The 18,995-nt window shown below is 33.2% G+C and carries 16 protein-coding genes and 1 pseudogene; 9 read left to right on the forward strand and 8 right to left on the reverse strand.

Annotation, left to right across the window (positions count from 1 at the left end):
* Positions 1–15: 15 nt before the first annotated feature.
* From DN408_RS06825 to DN408_RS06845, 5 genes are all read right to left on the reverse strand, one after another.
* On the reverse strand, positions 16–732 hold the full coding sequence (locus DN408_RS06825) for a LytR/AlgR family response regulator transcription factor (RefSeq protein WP_002089871.1): 717 nt from the start codon (positions 730–732) through the stop codon (positions 16–18).
* A gap of 208 nt (positions 733–940) precedes the next feature.
* Positions 941–2,140 carry an MFS transporter gene (locus DN408_RS06830; protein ID WP_002016404.1) on the reverse strand — a complete coding sequence of 400 codons (1,200 nt, stop codon included), beginning with the start codon at positions 2,138–2,140 and terminating at the stop codon, positions 941–943.
* 154 nt (positions 2,141–2,294) lie between these two features.
* Positions 2,295–3,035 carry a WecB/TagA/CpsF family glycosyltransferase gene (locus DN408_RS06835; protein ID WP_002016406.1) on the reverse strand — a complete coding sequence of 247 codons (741 nt, stop codon included), beginning with the start codon at positions 3,033–3,035 and terminating at the stop codon, positions 2,295–2,297.
* Between the two features lie 21 nt (positions 3,036–3,056).
* Complete coding sequence (locus tag DN408_RS06840; protein WP_078178096.1) at positions 3,057–4,166, reverse strand: glycosyltransferase family 4 protein; 1,110 nt, start codon at positions 4,164–4,166, stop codon at positions 3,057–3,059.
* A gap of 95 nt (positions 4,167–4,261) precedes the next feature.
* Positions 4,262–5,713, reverse strand: a complete 1,452-nt coding sequence (locus DN408_RS06845) for an O-antigen ligase family protein (protein WP_002167300.1) — start codon at positions 5,711–5,713, stop codon at positions 4,262–4,264.
* A gap of 495 nt (positions 5,714–6,208) precedes the next feature.
* Between DN408_RS06845 and DN408_RS06850 the strand changes: the two genes are divergently transcribed.
* The 3 genes and pseudogenes from DN408_RS06850 (at position 6,209) to DN408_RS32425 (ending at position 8,264) form a co-directional block, all read left to right on the forward strand.
* Positions 6,209–6,841 carry a trimeric intracellular cation channel family protein gene (locus DN408_RS06850; RefSeq protein ID WP_002016412.1) on the forward strand — a complete coding sequence of 211 codons (633 nt, stop codon included), beginning with the start codon at positions 6,209–6,211 and terminating at the stop codon, positions 6,839–6,841.
* 241 nt (positions 6,842–7,082) lie between these two features.
* Positions 7,083–7,463, forward strand: a pseudogene (locus DN408_RS32420) (protoglobin family protein); the annotation flags it as partial.
* Positions 7,458–8,264, forward strand: coding sequence for a methyl-accepting chemotaxis protein (locus DN408_RS32425; RefSeq protein ID WP_370458378.1), 807 nt, complete (start codon positions 7,458–7,460; stop codon positions 8,262–8,264). The pseudogene DN408_RS32420 and the gene DN408_RS32425, both read left to right, overlap by 6 nt.
* Before the next feature lie 91 nt (positions 8,265–8,355).
* Here the strand turns inward: DN408_RS32425 and DN408_RS06860 are convergent, their stop codons facing one another.
* On the reverse strand, positions 8,356–9,669 hold the full coding sequence (locus DN408_RS06860) for an ArnT family glycosyltransferase (protein ID WP_078178097.1): 1,314 nt from the start codon (positions 9,667–9,669) through the stop codon (positions 8,356–8,358).
* Between the two features lie 366 nt (positions 9,670–10,035).
* On the opposite strand from DN408_RS06860, the gene DN408_RS06865 reads away from it, so the two are divergent.
* The 3 genes from DN408_RS06865 to DN408_RS06875 all read left to right on the forward strand — a co-directional run bounded on the left by DN408_RS06865 (position 10,036) and on the right by DN408_RS06875 (position 11,838).
* Positions 10,036–10,548, forward strand: coding sequence for an acyl-CoA thioesterase (locus DN408_RS06865; protein ID WP_002068622.1), 513 nt, complete (start codon positions 10,036–10,038; stop codon positions 10,546–10,548).
* Positions 10,549–10,740: 192 nt separating this feature from the next.
* Positions 10,741–11,469 carry a glycosyltransferase family 2 protein gene (locus DN408_RS06870; protein ID WP_002068620.1) on the forward strand — a complete coding sequence of 243 codons (729 nt, stop codon included), beginning with the start codon at positions 10,741–10,743 and terminating at the stop codon, positions 11,467–11,469.
* Between the two features lie 6 nt (positions 11,470–11,475).
* Positions 11,476–11,838, forward strand: a complete 363-nt coding sequence (locus DN408_RS06875; protein ID WP_002138947.1) for a DUF2304 domain-containing protein — start codon at positions 11,476–11,478, stop codon at positions 11,836–11,838.
* A 171-nt stretch (positions 11,839–12,009) separates the two neighbouring features.
* On the opposite strand, the gene DN408_RS06880 is transcribed toward DN408_RS06875, so the two are convergent.
* Positions 12,010–13,281: a glycosyltransferase family 39 protein gene (locus DN408_RS06880; protein ID WP_078178098.1), complete on the reverse strand. Its 1,272-nt coding sequence runs from the start codon at positions 13,279–13,281 to the stop codon at positions 12,010–12,012.
* A gap of 233 nt (positions 13,282–13,514) precedes the next feature.
* Here DN408_RS06880 and DN408_RS06885 point away from each other — a divergent pair, with 233 nt between their 5' ends.
* The 3 genes from DN408_RS06885 (at position 13,515) to DN408_RS06895 (ending at position 17,846) form a co-directional block, all read left to right on the forward strand.
* Complete coding sequence (locus tag DN408_RS06885) at positions 13,515–14,495, forward strand: glycosyltransferase family 2 protein (RefSeq protein ID WP_078178099.1); 981 nt, start codon at positions 13,515–13,517, stop codon at positions 14,493–14,495.
* Positions 14,496–14,588: 93 nt separating this feature from the next.
* Positions 14,589–16,010: an oligosaccharide flippase family protein gene (locus tag DN408_RS06890; protein ID WP_078178100.1), complete on the forward strand. Its 1,422-nt coding sequence runs from the start codon at positions 14,589–14,591 to the stop codon at positions 16,008–16,010.
* 282 nt (positions 16,011–16,292) lie between these two features.
* The gene (locus DN408_RS06895) at positions 16,293–17,846 is read left to right on the forward strand and encodes an ABC-F family ATP-binding cassette domain-containing protein (protein WP_002130147.1); all 1,554 of its coding nucleotides are present in this window, start codon (positions 16,293–16,295) and stop codon (positions 17,844–17,846) included.
* 23 nt (positions 17,847–17,869) lie between these two features.
* On the opposite strand, the gene DN408_RS06900 is transcribed toward DN408_RS06895, so the two are convergent.
* Positions 17,870–18,751, reverse strand: coding sequence for a TetR/AcrR family transcriptional regulator (locus DN408_RS06900; RefSeq protein ID WP_050000796.1), 882 nt, complete (start codon positions 18,749–18,751; stop codon positions 17,870–17,872).
* Positions 18,752–18,995 lie beyond the last annotated feature (244 nt).

Genomic DNA, 18,995 nt, shown 5'->3' on the forward strand with positions numbered 1-18,995 from the left:
TTCTCTCATTACTTGTCATAGCTCAATTTTATTTCGAAGCCGTTTTACATAATTACGGCTTACTGGAATCGGTTGCTCATCGTACCTGTCTAAATGCAAATTATACGTGCCATTATAATAAGGTTTAAGTTCTTGTACATATGACATATTAATTAAATAGCTTTTATGTACACGTAAAAAATCATATGCATTTAGTTTATTTTCTAATTCCTGGAGTGTGTATGTTGAAATATACTGATTATTCGTTGTATAAATTGAAACGGTTTTATTTTCCTTATTTTTACTAATATATACAATATCCTCCGGGAGAATATATCTAATCCCCTCATGGCCTTCTATCGGCAGTTTACGCAGATGACTCTTTGCTTTCTCACCTTGTTCTTTTCCCATTTTATATAAAATGAATTGTAAATCTTCTTCACGAAATGGTCGTAATAAATAATAAAACGCTTGGAAACGAAAAGCTGTAATTGCCTCTTCTATATCCTCACCAATAAAAATAAATTTCGTATAACAATTCACTTCTCGTAACAAACTCGAATATTCAAAACCAGTACCATCCATTAATTGCGAATTTAAAAAAACAAAATCAGGTGTATGTTTTTTCATTATTAGCAAAGATTCTGTTCCAGTTTTCGCTTCAAAACATTCTACATTTCGAATGTTTTCAGTAAAGTTCTCAACTAATTTTCTTCGCTCTTCTGTTTCTTCCATGATAAGTAAGATTTTCATTTATCCAGCCACCTAATTCCTTTGTCCATATGTCTTGTTGTATACATTCGCTTTAGTAAGAAACATTCCCTTTTTCTTACTATACCATTATTTATCTAAAAAAACAGAAAAAAGGAAACCACTTTGGTTCCCCTTTTCTTTTATCCCGATTGGTGCGGGCTAATAATCAGTGGTTGATGGACAAAACACCACTGATTAAGGTTTCTCTTTATACTAATTCCCTCTGTTTCGTTTCTTGACCAAGTATAACTACAGCAAGTGCCCCAATTAAAATTGATCCACAGAAAATCGTAAATATTAGCGATAGTGAAGCTTGTGAAGCAACTAAATACCCTACTAATAGTGGTCCAAGAATACCACCAATACGCCCAAATGCAGCTGCCATTCCTGCACCTGTACCGCGAATAGTTGTTGGATACTGTTCCGGTGTATAAGCGTATAATGCACCCCAAGCACCTAAATTAAAGAAGGATAGTAACATACCCGCCACTATTAATGCTGTTAATGAATCCGCAATTCCGAACACATAAGCACTACATGCTGTACCAATTAAATACGTAACCAATACAAATTTACGACCAAGACGTTCAATAAACCATGCAGCTGTGAAATATCCTGGAAGTTGAGCTAAAGTCATAATGAGCACGTACTGAAAACTTTTTATTAAACTAAAGCCTTTCAGTACCATTACACTAGGTAACCAAAGGAACATTCCATAATAGGAAAAGACCACACAAAACCATAGAATCCATAACATAATTGTTGCTTTACGATATTCTCCAGACCAAACCGATTTTATATTTTCAATAACAGATGGCCTTTTTGCAACCTTTTGGAATCTTGGAGAATCGGGTAAATTCCATCTTAAATATAAAGCATATAACGCTGGAACTGCACTTAATACCATAGCAACTTCCCAACCGTATTTAGGAATAACAAAATATGAGATAAGAGCTGCGATTAACCAACCACCAGCCCAAAAGCTTTCTAATAGTACAACTATTTTTCCACGTTCGTGCGCTTCAACACTTTCTGATACAAGAGTAGATGCAACTGGAAGTTCCCCGCCAAGTCCCATACCAATTAAAAAGCGTAAAACGAGGAACATCGCGAATGTCGTCGTTAAAGCAGTTAAACCACTACCGATAGAAAATAGTAATAATGTAATAATAAAGACCGATTTCCGTCCTATTTTATCTGATAGTATCCCAAAAAGGAGCGCTCCTACTGCCATACCAATTGAATTAACGCTACCTATCCAACCCATTTCTTGAGTACTTAATCCCCAATCTTTTTGGAGTGCTACGATTACAAATGAAAGCATTCCAACATCCATTGCATCAAATAGCCAGCCAAGCCCTGCTATACCAAGTAGCTTTCGCTTCGAAATTTCTTTTACCTTGCTCACAAGAAGTCCTCCTTACACAGGTGTCTTTACACATCATTTTACATGTGTGTATTGCATAAGTAAAATACTTTCTTATAAAAATTCTCCTTCATCATTCCCAAAAAGTAAAATGTTTATCAAAAATAAACAAATAAAAAAAAGTAGCGATGTTCCGCTACTTTTTTGAACGCATTACTTCTTTTAAAAATTCAGCTAATACTAACTGACGACGCCAACGTGTTGGATTACTACATAATCTGTAAAACCACTCTAAATGAATAGATTGAATCCATTTTGGCGCACGCTTTACCTCTCCAGCCCACACATCTAAACTACCGCCTACTCCAACAGCCATTTTCGTTTCTAAACGATGCTTATTGTTTTGGATAAAGTTTTCTTGTCTTGGAAAGCCAAGTGCAACAAGTAATAGATCTGGTTTTGCCTCTTGAATACGTGAAACAATATTCTCTTCTTCTTCTTGTTTAAAATATCCATCTTGTATCCCCACGATAGATGCAGCCGAATATGTCTTCGTTAAATGATCAGCCGCGGCTTGTACAACATGTGGTTTTGCACCTAATAAGAAAACAGATACTGGTTTATTCTCTTCTGATAACTTCGCAAATAAATTACACATTAAATCAAAACCTGCTACACGTTCTTTTACAGGTGTACCAAGCATACCACTTGCTTTTACAACCCCAATACCATCAGGTGTAATTAAATCGGTATTTAGTAATGTTTTATGGAACTCTTCATCCTTTTTTGCACACATAACAATTTCAGGATTTGCTGTTACTACCTGAAAAGTATGAGTTTGCTCCAATTCTAGTTGTTCCTTTAAATATTGGACCGTTTCATCCATTGTCATTGTAGAGAAAGGAACACCTAGAATATCAACCGTTTGTACTGCCATAATTAACTATCCTCTCTATCATTAAAGGTTTTTTGCTATTAATTGCTTATATGTTTCTTTCGTATCTTCATATAATTTTTGAAGTGAGAAGTTCATAGTAGCATGCTCATAAATATGCTTGCCCATTACTGATAACTCTCCAGTTTTCCACTTATCATACGCCTCTTCTAATGCCGATGCCAATGCTTTTCCATCACCAGTTGGTACAATCCACCCATAAGTTTCATCTGCAATTAACGGTTCGATTTCTCCAGCTCTAGTCACAATTGATGGTACACGTTGATTTGCCGCTTCTAATAAAACTAATGGAAATCCTTCACTATGGGAAGTTAACAAATTGACATGTGATGAAGCAAATAATTGTTTCACATCTTGACGATGCCCTAAAAATTCAACTTTATCATTAATCCCTTTTTCAGTAGCTAACGCCTTTAGTTCTCTTTCTAACGGCCCATCACCAACTAATAACACTTTAATTTTCTCCAATTTTGTTTGTTGTAACGCATCGAATAAAACTTCATGTCCTTTAACAGGATGCAAACGCGCTACTTGGATTGCCGTAAACACATCTTCATCAATATTAAACATTTCCTTTTTATTATAGCCATCTGCTTTTTCCTGATCATATTCAATCCCGTTATAGATAACATGCATCTTTTCATTTGAAATACCTAATGCGGCTAAGCTTTTTTTCAACCTATTCGTTACAACAAAAAATAAATCTATATTTTTTAAAGCTTTCAAATTTAATTTAGTAAAAATCCAGCCTTTTAAGCCTTGTTTAGTAAAGTCTTGAAATGGATCACTATGAATTGTCGTAACCCATTTTGCCACGAATTTCTTCTTCATTAGAGAAACAAAGAAATTCGCCCTAGGACCGTGTGTATGAACTACATCAAATTTTTCTTTATTAATGAATTCACTTATGTTCTTTAAAATGGATAAATCATAGCGAGATTTTTGTGAAAACACATGAACTTTTATTCCTAGCTCTCTTGCTTCTTTCGCAACAATTCCATCTTCAAATACTGCTAATTCTACTTCACCATCCGGAAACTGATCGAGCAGTGAAATAATATGTGTTTTTCCTCCACCATCTTCTGCCCCTGCATTCATATGCAATATCCTCATATTTTTTCCTCCTTTAAATCCTCGCTACATTTCCATCTATCTTTATTTTACTGTACTAAAAAATAAAAGCTAACAAAAGTTAGCTTTTATTTTTATCATTCAATTTCTAAATCTACAATTAGACAAGCTAACACCACTACAAAGTAAATCCCTACTCCTGGTGCTGTCAAAATATGTCCTGCAATATATGCAATACCTAATGCTAATACTAAGCTTGCTGTAATCATTCCATATTTCACATTAAATATTTCCTTAAATCTTGTAACAAATGCTAGTAGGATTCTTACGCCGTAATAAATAAATGGAATCATCATTAACGCAAAACCAATAATTCCGAAATCATAAAACCAATCATGGAAGTCCATTTCGATTAGCTTCGGATCTGGCTCTTTTTGTTCATTATACTTAAAGTTACCTGCGTAACCCATTCCAAATAATTTTTGTGACATTGGCGCTTCTTTAAAGAACTGCTTATGTCTCTCTTCATATACTTGACGTCCACTGAAAATAAGATTTTCTTGATTTTCTTTCTTTTGCTCTTTCTCAAGCTCTTTCTTAACTTCAGCTTCTACCTTCGCCTTTTCTTCTGGTTTTTCAACTTTATGTTGTTTTTCTTCTTTTTTAATTTTCTCTTTAATTTCTTTTTCTTTTTGACCTTGCTGCGCTACATTTTGTTCTGATAAATAGTTGTTATGAATACCCATATTTTGTGCTAATGGCGTCATTTTAAACGTTCCAACAACACCAGCCAATAGGACAATAGCAATTAATCCATTAAGTACAAGAGACATTTTGTTTGGATTTCTTCTATCAAATAATAATTGTAGTACGATAATCCCGATTGCTGCTGCTAACGTAGCACCAATTGAGCCCATCCCTACTTTCGTACCGACTTGAATTAACGAGTAAATCATTAGAAGCGATGGAATCCAATATAAAACGTGTTTCACGCTCTTTGTTTTTTGAATAGAATATAGTACCACAATAGGGAAAATAATAGCTAAGATTGACCCTAGTTCATTACCTGCATAGAACCACCCTCGGGAACCAACTTTCATCCATTGATAACTACCAAAGTCTGTAGATGTCGAAATAGAAATAACCATAATAGCGTTAATGATTAATGTTGAATACACAATACTATTTCTGACTTTGTCACTAATATTTACTTTCTTTTTCAATGATTTTAAAGCTAAAATGTATGATCCTAGCATGATATATATATATAATGCCTTCGCAACAAACTTAACTTCTTCACCAAGTACAATAGGATTCTTAACTAGTTTATTATTAATAAACCCTATCCCTAAAACTACTGCTAATAGTATTAAGTAAATTAAAAACTTCCTATTTTCCTTCTCTTTTGCCTGAATTAAAATGTAAATACCACCAACAGCCATAATAAGAAATCTTACCAAAATTCCAACAGTGGCATTTGACTTTAATAAAACGATGCTAAGAGACGTTAATAAATCTAAAACAGGCTGTAAAATAATAAAAAAGAGCAAAAAATGCTCAAATCTAACCCTAGCTTGATTTGCTAACATTCCAAGACCTCCATACAAAATCTTCACATTATCTTTTAATCATAGTTTTCTACTGTTTAAACACACCTAGCAATTATAACATAACTCATATTTAAATTGAGAACTATTTTTCATGCCGAAACTAGTCAAATCCAGCATTATTAGTAACCGAAAACATTGTCCTTTAGCTATCCTTCCCTATCCCTATAAAAACTATCTAACACATATGCACTTATTTTCGACCGTACAGAAATATTTTTTTATCATTTTATACAAATGTACAAAGCGGACTTATCTTATTGTACCATCCCTCCAACTAAGCTACATCAAAAAACTATACTATTAATCTTTCCACACTTTTTCGCTTTACTTTATTGCTACTTATCAAGCATTTTCAAACGCTTTCTTTAGCTATTTCATCCATTTTTCTACATGTAGCGAAAAGTAATTGTTATTTCCAAAACTTTAGTGTATATTTTTTCTCTGGAACATCTTTAAGAGGAAGGAATTAAAGCCATGTTATTAATCGATATATTTACGTTTCTTGGCATTATCGCCGCTGCCATTTCTGGTACATTAGTTGGTTTAAAAAAAGATCTAGATTTATTTGGTGTCCTTTGTTTAGCTGTAGCTACTGCGCTCGGCGGCGGTATTATTCGTGATATTATGATTGGTAACCTGCCTCCTGTCGCATTTGTAAAACCCATTTACTTTTTCGTAAGTGTACTATCAGCATTATTCACATGTATGTTTTTCGAGCGCATTAATAAACTTCAAGTCGTTATTATGCTTTCTGATGCTGTTGGTTTAGGGGTATTTACAGCTATTGGTGCAAATGCAGCAATGTCACATCACGTTGACGCCTCGTTTTTAGTCGTTTCAATGGGAGTTATTACAGGTATTGGGGGCGGTATTTTACGTGACATTTGCGCTCAAGATATCCCGTATGTATTCCGAAAAGAGATATATGCAATTGCTTCTATTCTAGGAGCAGTTAGTTTCTTAATTACACATGCAATGGGGGCACACATATTAGCTTTCTATGTCTGTTTATTAATAACATTCGTTATTCGTGTAGTCACCGTAATATATAATGTACATTTCCCAGTTTTCTTTAAAACACATGCAAAAATTAATAAAGGCCATTAAGAGAATTCTACATAGAATTCTCTTAATTTATATGCAATTCCATATACTATAGAGTAATTGTATATAAAAATATATAATTACATTAGAATAAAAAAATGAAAACGTTTTATAAACAGGGGGAAGAATGATGCTTGGGGTTTTTAAAAAAAATAAAACAAACACCAGTATAATTGAATTAAGCAAAGGCCAACAAATCATATTTAACGTGCCTGCTAATTCTGAACTAAAAACTCAAATGGATATGCTACATATTTCAAAGGAAGATTTACAAATTGTTAAAGTATTACAGCCATTTATTTATGAGGAAATAGATTGGATAACAGAAAAATTCTACACCAACATCACAAAACAACCTAATTTAATTGCTGTTATTGAACGCTACAGCTCTATTCCTAAATTAAAACAAACTTTAAAGACACATATTAAAGAATTGTTCAGCGGGAATATGAATGAAGATTTTATTGAACAACGTGTTAGAATTGCAAAAAGGCACGTACAAATTGGTTTACATAGAAAATGGTATACCGCTGCTTATCAAGAATTATTCCGCTCCGTCATAAAGATTTTGCAAACGAAAATTTCAACGATAGACGATTTTTCTTATTCTATAAACGTAATAAATAAATTATTCACATTAGAACAAGAACTTGTTATTGCAGCTTATGAATCCGAATATGAAAGAATCCAAAAAGAACATGAAAAAGAAAAAGAACTGACAACTATGACGATTACACATATTGCAACAGAACTAGCGGCAGTATCTGAAAAAACAAGCTCTTCTATTCAACAGTTAACATCTAAATCAGAAAGTATCGTAGGAATTGCAAAAACAGGTACATCATTAGCTACGACATCAGAAGAAAAGGCCAATAAAGGAAAAGAACAATTAAATCTGCAAAACAAACGAATGGAAAGCATCCAAACGAATATGGAAACTATCATTACTGATACTCATGAACTTCTTGATATTTCTAACAAAATTAACGAAATCATTGATATTGTAAAATCAATCGCCGAGCAAACAAATTTACTAGCATTAAATGCTGCTATTGAATCTGCACGTGCTGGCGAATTTGGTAAAGGTTTTTCAGTCGTAGCGGGAGAAATCCGAAAGTTATCAGAGCAAACGAAAGAATCAATTTCCAACGTTACAAAACTCGTTGAAAAAACTAATGAACAAATTATACACGTCTCTTCTTCCGTGGAACAAATAAGCTCTCTCGTATCTGAAGGGACAGATAGTATGCATGCGACAGATCAATATTTCCAAGAAATCGTAAAAGATATGTCTAACTCTAAAGAACAAAATAAAAAAATTGAAAATGAATTAGAGACTATCTCACAAGTAATGAAGAGTATTCAAGACGATTCCTCAACAATGGCCTTAACAGCGGATAATTTACAACTAGAACTAAACCGATAAGACAAATCGATACAAAGTGGAGATTCGTCATCTCCGCTTTGCATTCATCCTTATCATCCATCTACAAAAAAAGAATCCAAAATGGATTCTTTTATTTTCTGAAAAATATTTTTTGGCAATAAAAATAACTCATATAAACACCAAAGCTTTGTAAAATAAACAAAGCTGGCATAATAATATTATAATATGCCATATCTACTCGGAAGAGCCTTAACGACACGTATCCGATAATTAATAATACAAACAACATATATCCTTCATTTTGCTGTTTCTTAATTAGAAAATGTAATAAAGCTATGGCCATAAATAATGTCACCACTATATATATAAGCTTTTCACATTTAAAAATAATAGAATTTATTCCCTCGTCTGAAAGCTGGTTAATAACTGGTTTTAACAGTTTAAATCTTTCTACTTCCATTTCTTTTAACTCTTGATCAATGTGCTCTTTTACACTTTTATTTTTGGATGTTTTTTCTTCATTTTGACTTTTTCCAATTAAAACAGATTGAACATAAGTCTGATTAGAAATCGTATACTGTGACATTCCCATCATCTTGATACCATAGCTCACACCAAAATGAGTACTATAAAACAGAATAAGTATTCCCATCATTTTTAATAGTAATTTTTGTTTCGTTGCTGATTGAAATAATTCAATTAACAGCACATATACAACTATAAAAATAGGTAAAAATAACCCCATTGGGAAAATCATATTGCTAAGCGCAAATAAAATGGCTGAAATTACCCACATATAAGGATGGTCTAATCCCTTATATAAAAATATGTAACAAGCACAATAAAATAAAAATATTGCGAGTGATTCCGCCGTTAATACAGAACTCATAAATATATTTGGAATATATAAAGCGTAAAACATTGATGCAATACGACCACACTCTTCTCCAAAGACCATTGACGCAATGCGATAAATGAAAAATGCAGTTCCTGTACAAAATAAAATATTAAATAATTGTAAAGCGAATACCGTATCACCAAATATACGAATGATGATCGATTCATAAATAATAAAAGGTAACTGTGCTATATTTTCTATATTATTGCCAATTGCAATCTGCTTTGCAGACTCATACATAGCCTTCATATCACCTATCATTGGAACATCTACAAATAGAACTGTGATAAGTCTTACAACTATAGATATGCTCATAAGAAAAACAAGAAATTGTTTATCTGTAAAACGATATTGCAAAATTGATGCTACTAACAAAATAAGAATAACAAAAATCACTAATACAATTGTTATACTTGTTGTGCTTCCTCCAAAAAATTGCTTACTTGTTTCAAAAGCCGACCAACAACTATAGACAAAAAATGCGAGCATCGCACCAATCATTATTTTACTGAAGAAAGACGAAAAATTTGTTCTTATATGATTCATATGTCCATTGCACCTCTACTTCCATTCATAACAAAACGATTCTATCATGAATAAGCACAAGGTTAATAGGGAATTTCTATGACAAATACATAGTCATTACTTTTTCACTTGCAATGTAAGCGAATCCTCTTTTACACTACATTTTATATATGATAAATTTTCTTTCAGTTACATGAATACAAATACAGAAATTTCAATAAAGTGAAACTTTAATCCACGGGGGTTTTGTTCATCCCCCACTGACTATTAGCCCGCAAATAGTGGGATAATCCTCTTTTGGAACACTTTACTTCATTAAATATCTAATATGGGTACTCCACTTACACATGTCACTCTGATTGAAAACAGAAAATAGGGGATGAATATATGGAAAAGAAATTCATGCGAGAATCAAAAGCAATTAAAACAACACGTGTTTTTCCTAACGATTTAAATAATCACCAAACACTTTTCGGGGGGAAATTATTAGCAGAAATTGATAGTATAGCTTCAATTGCAGCTGCGAGACACAGCCGCAAACATTGCGTAACAGCATCTATCGATTCCGTTGATTTTTTAACTCCAATTCACCAAGCAGATTCTGTTTGTTATGAAGCATTCGTATGTTATACAGGAAAATCTTCAATGGAAGTTTTCGTAAAAGTAATTGCAGAGGATCTACTAGCAGGCGAGCGTAGAATGGCCGCAACGTGTTTCATTACATTTGTCGCATTAAAAGACGGAAAACCTTCATCTGTACCACAAGTAATTCCTGAAACAGAGGAAGAACATTGGCTACATACAACTGGTTCAGAGCGTGCCGAAAATAGAAAAAAAGGACGTTTAAAAAGTAAAGAAATGGCTGAAGTGTTAACTTTAAGTAAGCCTTGGAATATTTAATTGCACTTAGCACAGGCAAACATACCCATATGTTTGCCTGTGTTTTTTAATTTACCTTGAATTAAGATACACATAATCCTTATTGACAATGAGCCACTAACTTGTCCTTTATTTTGCTATACTATTAGTGTTATAGTATATAAGGCTTACTAAAAATGATACTGCCTATTAATGTATAAAGGATGGTGCAATATGTCTGTTGAGGTACCCATTGTAATACCTAAAACTTTAATTATTATTCCCGCTTATAACGAAGAAGAAGCGATTGCAGATACATTAACAAGACTTTTAGAACTAAAAGAACACTTTTCAACGTTAGATATTTGTGTAATTAATGATGGTTCACACGATAAAACTGCCAAGATTGTAACAAAATTCCCAGTCCATCTTGTAAACCTACCCTATAATTTAGGTATAGGATCAGCTGTACAAACCGGCTATAAATATGCTTATGAGAATGATTATGATATCGCTATTCAATTTGATGCCGATGGACAACACAATCCTGAAGATTTATACAAAATTATCCAACCTATCGCTGAAAATCAATGTGATATGGTGCTAGGATCTCGATTTACAGAAAAAACTGCATATAAAGGCAGTCTTTCAAGACGAATTGGAATATTTTACTTTACCGCTTTATTAAAATTACTAACGAAACAAACTTTTATGGATCCAACATCTGGATACCGTGCTATCAATCGGGAAGTCATTAAAATTTTCGCGCACAACTATCCGAAAGATTATCCAGAGCCCGAAGTTCTCATTCACTTAAAAAAGAAAAACCTTCGCATTAAGGAAATATCAGTTAATATGCAAGAAAGACAGGGTGGACAATCTTCTATTACACCTTTAAAATCTGCATATTACATGATTAAAGTAAGTTTAGCTATATTAATGCAAAAAATTGTGAAAGGTTGATAATATATGCCTATAATTACCTTTTCATTTATCTTTATCCTATTGTTATTTTTCTTAATTATTAACTCAATACGTCGTGGTGCTTTAGACACAAAATATTCGATCTTGTGGATTTTTGTTTGTATCGCGATGGCGGTTCTAAGTTCTACAGATAAAATCATAAATTGGATTGGGAAGCTATTACACGTAGAATACCCACCATCTGTTTTATTCCTGTTCGGACTTTTATTCTGCTTTATTTTAATTTTTGATTTAACCCGCAAGGTTTCTAAGCAGCATCACCAACTTGTAACATTGACACAAGATTATGCACTGCTAAAACAAAAATTAAATAATAAAGAACAAAATGATTCTTTACACGATGCATAATTAAAAATGACCTGCTTTCTAAAAATAGAAAGCAGGTCATTTTTTTAAATATATCTCTTAGATAAAATATTTTTATAAATCCAATCGAATTATATAACTTTCATACAATTTTTTCTTATTATAATTCCTTATTTCATGCAACAAAATATATAAATATTTCTTTTCATGTATCTATTTTAGGAATGGTCTGCTAACCCTCATAACAGTTGCGACAACACCTACACCTATCATTATAAATAGCATTGGCATCAATGGAAGTGCATAACGATCATACGCAAAGTACAAGCTATTAAAATACGTTTGGAATAGAATGTTTATCCATAGGAATGAATACTCTCTCCATCTTCTCCAACAGAATGCAAATGCTAGGATTGAGCAAATTATGAAGCCTGTTTTAATTGGTTCATAAATTTTCTTCATATCTTCTCCAGATATATCAAAAATACTAATTGTAGTTCCTGGATAATAATATGCCTTCTCCCAGAAAATTTGTGGTTTCAAAATTAAATAACTTTTTAGCATTGACCATTTATCTGTATGCCACCATTCCTTAATACGGTCCATCGCTACTTCTTGTTGCTTCTCCATTAATTCATGCGCTTCTATATCTGGATACTTAGCAAGGATTTCCGCATCAATCTCTTCCATACTTTTTCCACCTGGATAACCCTCACCTTGATATGTGCCAAGTAGTAACGGATTCCCTGCACCCGATGTAAGTGGTATAAATTTATGGAATTGAATATAATTACGCGCCCACCAAGGACCCAGTACAACAAATAGCAGCAACACACTAATAAGAGCTTGTTTTATCATTAGACGGAATGGATAACGCTTTGTTAGAAGGTATACAAATAAAAGAATTGGATATAAAGCGATTTGTACCCTGAAATATAATGTTACAAAGTAGAATAATAAAATAATATAAAAATCTTTCATTGAATGCGTATCTGCTAATTTTAAGCTCCAATATAACAGCCCCAATGAGAGAAATAAAAACGGACTTTCTGTCAACGTCAAGTTCTCTACTACGACTTCAGGAGGATATAACGCTAATAACAATGCAGCAATTAATCCTACTGCTGGATTTAAAATATATGTACCAATCTTATAGGTCATATAAATACTTAAAATACCAAAAGTTATCATAACTAATTTGACACATAAAACACCTAAGCTTCCGTGCCCAAATATGAAGAATATGCCCGCTAATAAAAATACTTGCCCAGGCATAATATGGATAGTTGGTTTTGTCGGATCATGATACGTTAACATACCAGTTTCTAAAAAATTGACAGCATTTTTTTGATACATTAAATCATCACTACCAAGTGTTAAATCACTTCCATATGTTGTTAAAGTCATTAACCGAAATATTAGGCCAATAACTAAAATAATACCCAATATTATTAACTCAGGTCTTCGAATATACTTTTGTAACATTCTAAAGTTTCCTCCCTTTTATTACAAAACATTTATTTTCCAAAAGAAAATAGACGCATACATCTTTTCATTATAACTAATTTTAGTATGTGACTTCTATATTTTTAATAATAATTATGATATATATAAAGTTGATTTACAAACTTTATATGCGGTAAACTTATACAGATGTTCTTATGATCTTCTTCCTTACAAAAAGATTTACATAATAAAATTTGAGGAGTTTAAATTCTATGATGGAACAAAACCAACTCGTCTCAGTTGTTATACCTCTATACAATGCAGAGAAATATATTGAAGAGACAATCCAATCGATATTAGATCAAACATATAAAACTATTGAAGTTGTAATTGTAGATGATGGAAGCAAAGATCAATCACCTTCCATCGTAAAAAATCTTGTACAAAAGTACCCAGGACAAATAAAATACGTCCCTCAAGAAAATCAAGGTGTTTCTGTTGCTCGTAATACAGGAATTGAAAATGCTAGCGGAGAATATGTTGCTTTTCTTGATAGTGATGATTTATGGCATCCAACAAAAATCGAAAAACAAGTTGAAAGCATGCATAAAAACAACATGAACGCTTGTTATTGTGGCTATATGAACTTTTACGAAGAGACTGGCGAAAAAGTTGAGCACACGACAAACTTTATTAAAGGTGATATGACAAAAACCTTCTTAACGCATCAAGTTGTTGCGCAAACAAGTACTTGGATTTTCAAAAGATCTATCGTGATGGATCATAACATTCGTTTCACACCAGGATGTAGCTGGGGAGAAGACTTAGAATTTCTATTTAAATTAATGAGTGTAACAGATGTATGCTATGTAGATGAATATTTGACATATTACCGAATCTTATCAGAAGGAAATCTTTCTTCAAAGTATAAAGATTATGAATTAAAAACAGCAAAAGAATTAGAAGTATTTAATCGAATGAAGGATTGGGTTCATAATAAATCAAAAGACTTAATCGTGAATGATTCTACAGAACTTCTTGAAATCCTTGAAACTTATCTATTCCCATATACAGTCATTAATAACGCTTGTATATATATTAAGGGCAACTCTAAATTAGATAAATCACAAGTTCAATTAATCAAGGGCGATATAAATAAATATTGTCGCAAAATTTATTCGAAAAATGGAAAACGAAGCAAGAAGTTATACGCGATGCTTTGGTTTGTACGAATCAAGTTTATGTTTTCTTAAATTAAAGGTACGCTTCTAAACATTCTTTCCGTAAACAAATCAAATTTACAAATAGGACGAAGCGCGTCCTGAAGAATAGAAAGGTCTTGTTCCATGAAAACAAATAAAATCCTTAAAAACGCCTCCTACCTCTTTGTAGGAAATATTACTGTTCGTTTTGTACTTGCTATTGCGACCATTTTCTTTGCAAGATATGTTTCACCAAAGGAGTATGGGATGTTTACAACTGCTTTAGCAGTTTCCGCTGTTATTTGTTATTTTACAGATGCAGGTTTGACACATACATTTATGCGTGAAGGAACGAGAAGCAACGCTAACATTAGCGTACTAATTAGTAGTTATTTACGTATTCGTTTAGTATTAGCTATCGTAATTTCTGTGCTCTTCGCTATTTTCGCTCAGTTCTTCTATCCCGATGCTTACTTACGTGCGATGGTATATTGGGTTGTACTGCCGACAATGTTTGGAGCCACTTTACAAGGTGTTGGGATGGCTTACTTCCAAGTAACAGAACGCATGCAATTTACAGCGATTATTTCTGTAATACAAGGTGTAACAGCCGCAGCTGCTCTTCTACTAGGAATGTCCTTTAAATGGTCACTTATGATGGTTGCTGCCATGTACGGGATATCCAGTCTCGTAACAGGACTCATCGCCTTTATAATGGTAATTCGCCATACAACAGTTCATAAGGGCTGGGATAAAGGTATTTTAGATCAATTGCTTATTTTCACAATCAATGGCATTATCATTATGCTCTTACCACAGTTAGGGCCCATTATATTAGAAAAAGTTTCAACGTATGAGCAAGTTGGATTCTTTGGAGCTGCTTCTAAAATACCTGCTGTCCTTTATCAAATACCTGGTGTAATTGCAGCAGCTTTTTATCCAAAATTATTTGCTTTTGGAAATGAAAAGAATATTGATGAACATAGAAAACTATCTCAGTTTGAATTAAAACTTATGTCTTTCTTAGGAATGGGAATCTCCATTCCATTTATCGCTGATCCAAGCTTTTGGATTGTTACTTTATTAGGTGAACAATATGCACCAGCCGGTGATGCTCTTGCAATTTTAGCCTTTATGGTCATTTTACAATCTATCAACTATCCACTTGCTGATAATTTAACAACTATTGGTCAACAGTGGAAGCGTGCGACAACGATGGGAATTGGATTAGCTGTCGCTATCGTAAGTTACATCGTATTAGGTAGCCAATTTGGAATGATGGGAGCTGCGGGAGCTGCTATCATTACTGAGGTTACTTTATTAATCGGATTTACTTTATTCGTTCGTAAAGGATTTACTTTACTATTCAAAGGGATTGTATTTAATACACTAGCATTTATAATCAGTTACGCCCTATACCGCACAGTATTAATTAACTTACCACCACTGGTAGCTCTAACACTTACTGGTATATTGTACGGTATTATTGGCCTTGCAATTGATCCACAAATACGCGGGTTGATTTTAGGATTTATAAATAAAAAGCTAGGTAAGAAAATAGCATAAAAGCCAAGTTCTTTTTCATCTTTATGAAAAAGAACTTGGCTTTTTATTTATTACCCTCTACATATAAAATCGTTTCTTTTGTTCCTTCATAACACCAGCTCTTCTCGACGACATTTTTCATATCCCACAATGTAATTAAACATCTTTCAATTACACTCTATATTTTCCCAGAAACAATGCAATGTTAATCTTACAAAAAGATACATTTTGAAAGGATAGCATTATACTCAATAATTTAGTATCATGATTCAAGGTACTATTTCAAGTTGGACGGAGGATACTATGAGCTTATTAACAGTAGAAAAACTAGGCCATACATTTGGCGATCGCACATTATTTAAAGATGTATCCATGCGTTTACTAGCAGGAGAACATGTCGGATTAGTCGGTGCAAACGGTGTTGGTAAATCAACATTTATGAATATTATTACTGGTCAACTTATCCATGATGAAGGCCGTGTAGAATGGACACCTGGTACAAATTACAGTTACTTAGACCAGCATACAATTTTAACACCTGGTCGCACAATTCGTGATGTATTAGCTGACGCGTTTTTACCTTTATTTGAAAAAGAAAAAGCTTTAAATGAAGTTGCAGAAAAAATGGGAACGGCAACACCGGAAGAATTAGAGGACCTTCTTGAGCAGATGGCAGAAATCCAAGATGCTCTCGAAGCAGGTGGTTTCTATTTACTAGATATGAAAATCGAAGAGGCAGCAAGAGGTCTTGGAATTGATGCAATCGGTTTAGATCGTGATGTTTCAGCACTAAGTGGTGGACAACGTACAAAAGTATTACTTGCAAAGCTATTACTTGAGCAACCAGAAGTGTTATTACTCGATGAGCCTACTAACTATTTAGACGTTGAACATATTCATTGGTTAACTAATTATTTAAAAGAATATCCACATGCATTCTTATTAATTTCTCATGATACGGAATTTATGAACAAATGCGTTGATGTTATTTTCCATCTAGAATTTACAAAAATGACGCGCTATACAGCGACATACGAAAAATTCCTAGAGTTAGCCGAAATTAATAAAAATCAACATATAAATGCTTATGAAAAACAGAAAGAGTTTATTAAAAAGCAGGAAGACTTTATTGCAAAGAACAAAGCTCGTTATTCAACGACAGGTCGTGCAAAAAGTCGTCAAAAACAACTTGATCGCATGGAGCGTATTGATCGTCCTGAAACAGCAATTAAGCCAGAGTTCTCATTTAAAGAGTGTCGTGCAAGTAGCCGTTTCGTCTTTGAAGGTGAAGATGTAGAAATCGGATATACACATCCGTTATTACCAAAACTAACAATGACAATTGAACGCGGTGAAAAAATTGCCATCGTTGGTTGTAATGGTGTTGGTAAATCAACATTACTAAAAACGATTTTAGGAAAAATTAAACCTTTAAGCGGTAAAACAAGTCTTGGTGACTTCTTAGAGCCTGCATACTTCGAGCAAGAAGTAAAAGCGGATAATATAACACCAATTGATGATGTTTGGAACACATTCCCTAGCATGGACCAACATCAAGTTCGTGCAATGTTAGCGAAATGCGGATTAAAAAATGAGCATATCTCTCGCCCGCTAAATCAATTAAGTGGTGGCGAACAAGCAAAAGTTCGTTTATGTAAGTTAATGGGTGAAGAAAGTAACTGGATCCTATTTGATGAGCCAACAAACCATCTTGATGTTACAGCAAAGGAAGAACTTCAAAAAGCTCTGAAGGCATATAAAGGGACAATCCTTCTTGTATGTCACGAACCAGAATTTTATGAAGGCTGGATTACAAAAACTTGGAATGTTGAAGAATGGTCACAAAATAATTCTTAATTATAATAGAAAATCCTTGCGTTCTATATGCAAGGATTTTTTATATTATAGTATGCCGTAAGCCTCAATCGAAACTCATTTAAACTAGGATATACCGCTAAATTAGCAAGCATACCTCTAATGACTGGAATTCTTGGATTTTGCAATCTCATTTCTGCTTCTAAAACATCTAAAGTTACAAGTAACTCATCATTTTCTAATTGATCAGTTAATGTTCGTTTAAATACAATAATTTCACTTAGAAAATGTTCCTTCACCTGTTCCTTAATAAGCTCGGAACTACAAAGAAATTCTCCTAGTCTCTCTTCATGTAGGACAGGTTCCTCCGAAGATTCTAGAAGCCCCTCTACTAAATTGTCTATCCTTTTTAAAATAAAAGCTGAGACATAGGACAAATCAATTTCTGGTGCATTTAAAATAATTAATTCTAAATACCCACGGCATATCCCTTCCACCATAATTACTAGATCTAACAAGTATGGAATAACCTTTTCACCATAAATGGACAGTAAGCTATTCCGATAAAATGCATGAGACTCTAATTTCATCCTCATCATAAACTCTTCTACTTCTTTATTAAACGGAATTGCATTTTCTCTTGCATGCATAATAATAAATTCTTTATGTTTTTGCACATCAGTAAACTGACAATATAATTGTTTTTCAAATTTTTCACGTGGTAATAAAGATTCTTTTTCAATATCCAGCATTTTCTTCTGAATCTTGTCATAATAATATCGAAGTGTGGCCAATAATAACTCGTCTTTTGATTTGAAATATAAATAAAAAGCTCCTTTTGATATACCACATGCGGTTACGATTTCTTGTACTGACGTTGCATTTACACCCTTAGTTGCAAATAACCTCATAGCCATCTCTATAATTAAGCGCTCTTTTTCTTTCATATTCTCTCTCCTAAATTTAATCTCGCATCTTATGTAAATTCAAACTTGATTTTATTCCACATTAACTGAAAATAAAACTCCCCATCTAAAATTTAATGGAGTAAATGGTTTATATAGAAGCCTCTCCATCTATAAAATTCGGTTAGTAAAAGCCAATGATCAGAAAAAGAATAGGAAACCGACTACTTACAGTTTGATTTTATTATACCATCTCTTTTCATTGACGACTGACCAATCGGTCAGT

It is taken from the genome of Bacillus sp. AR13-1, assembly GCF_008042285.1.
Classification (GTDB): domain Bacteria; phylum Bacillota; class Bacilli; order Bacillales; family Bacillaceae_G; genus Bacillus_A; species Bacillus_A mycoides.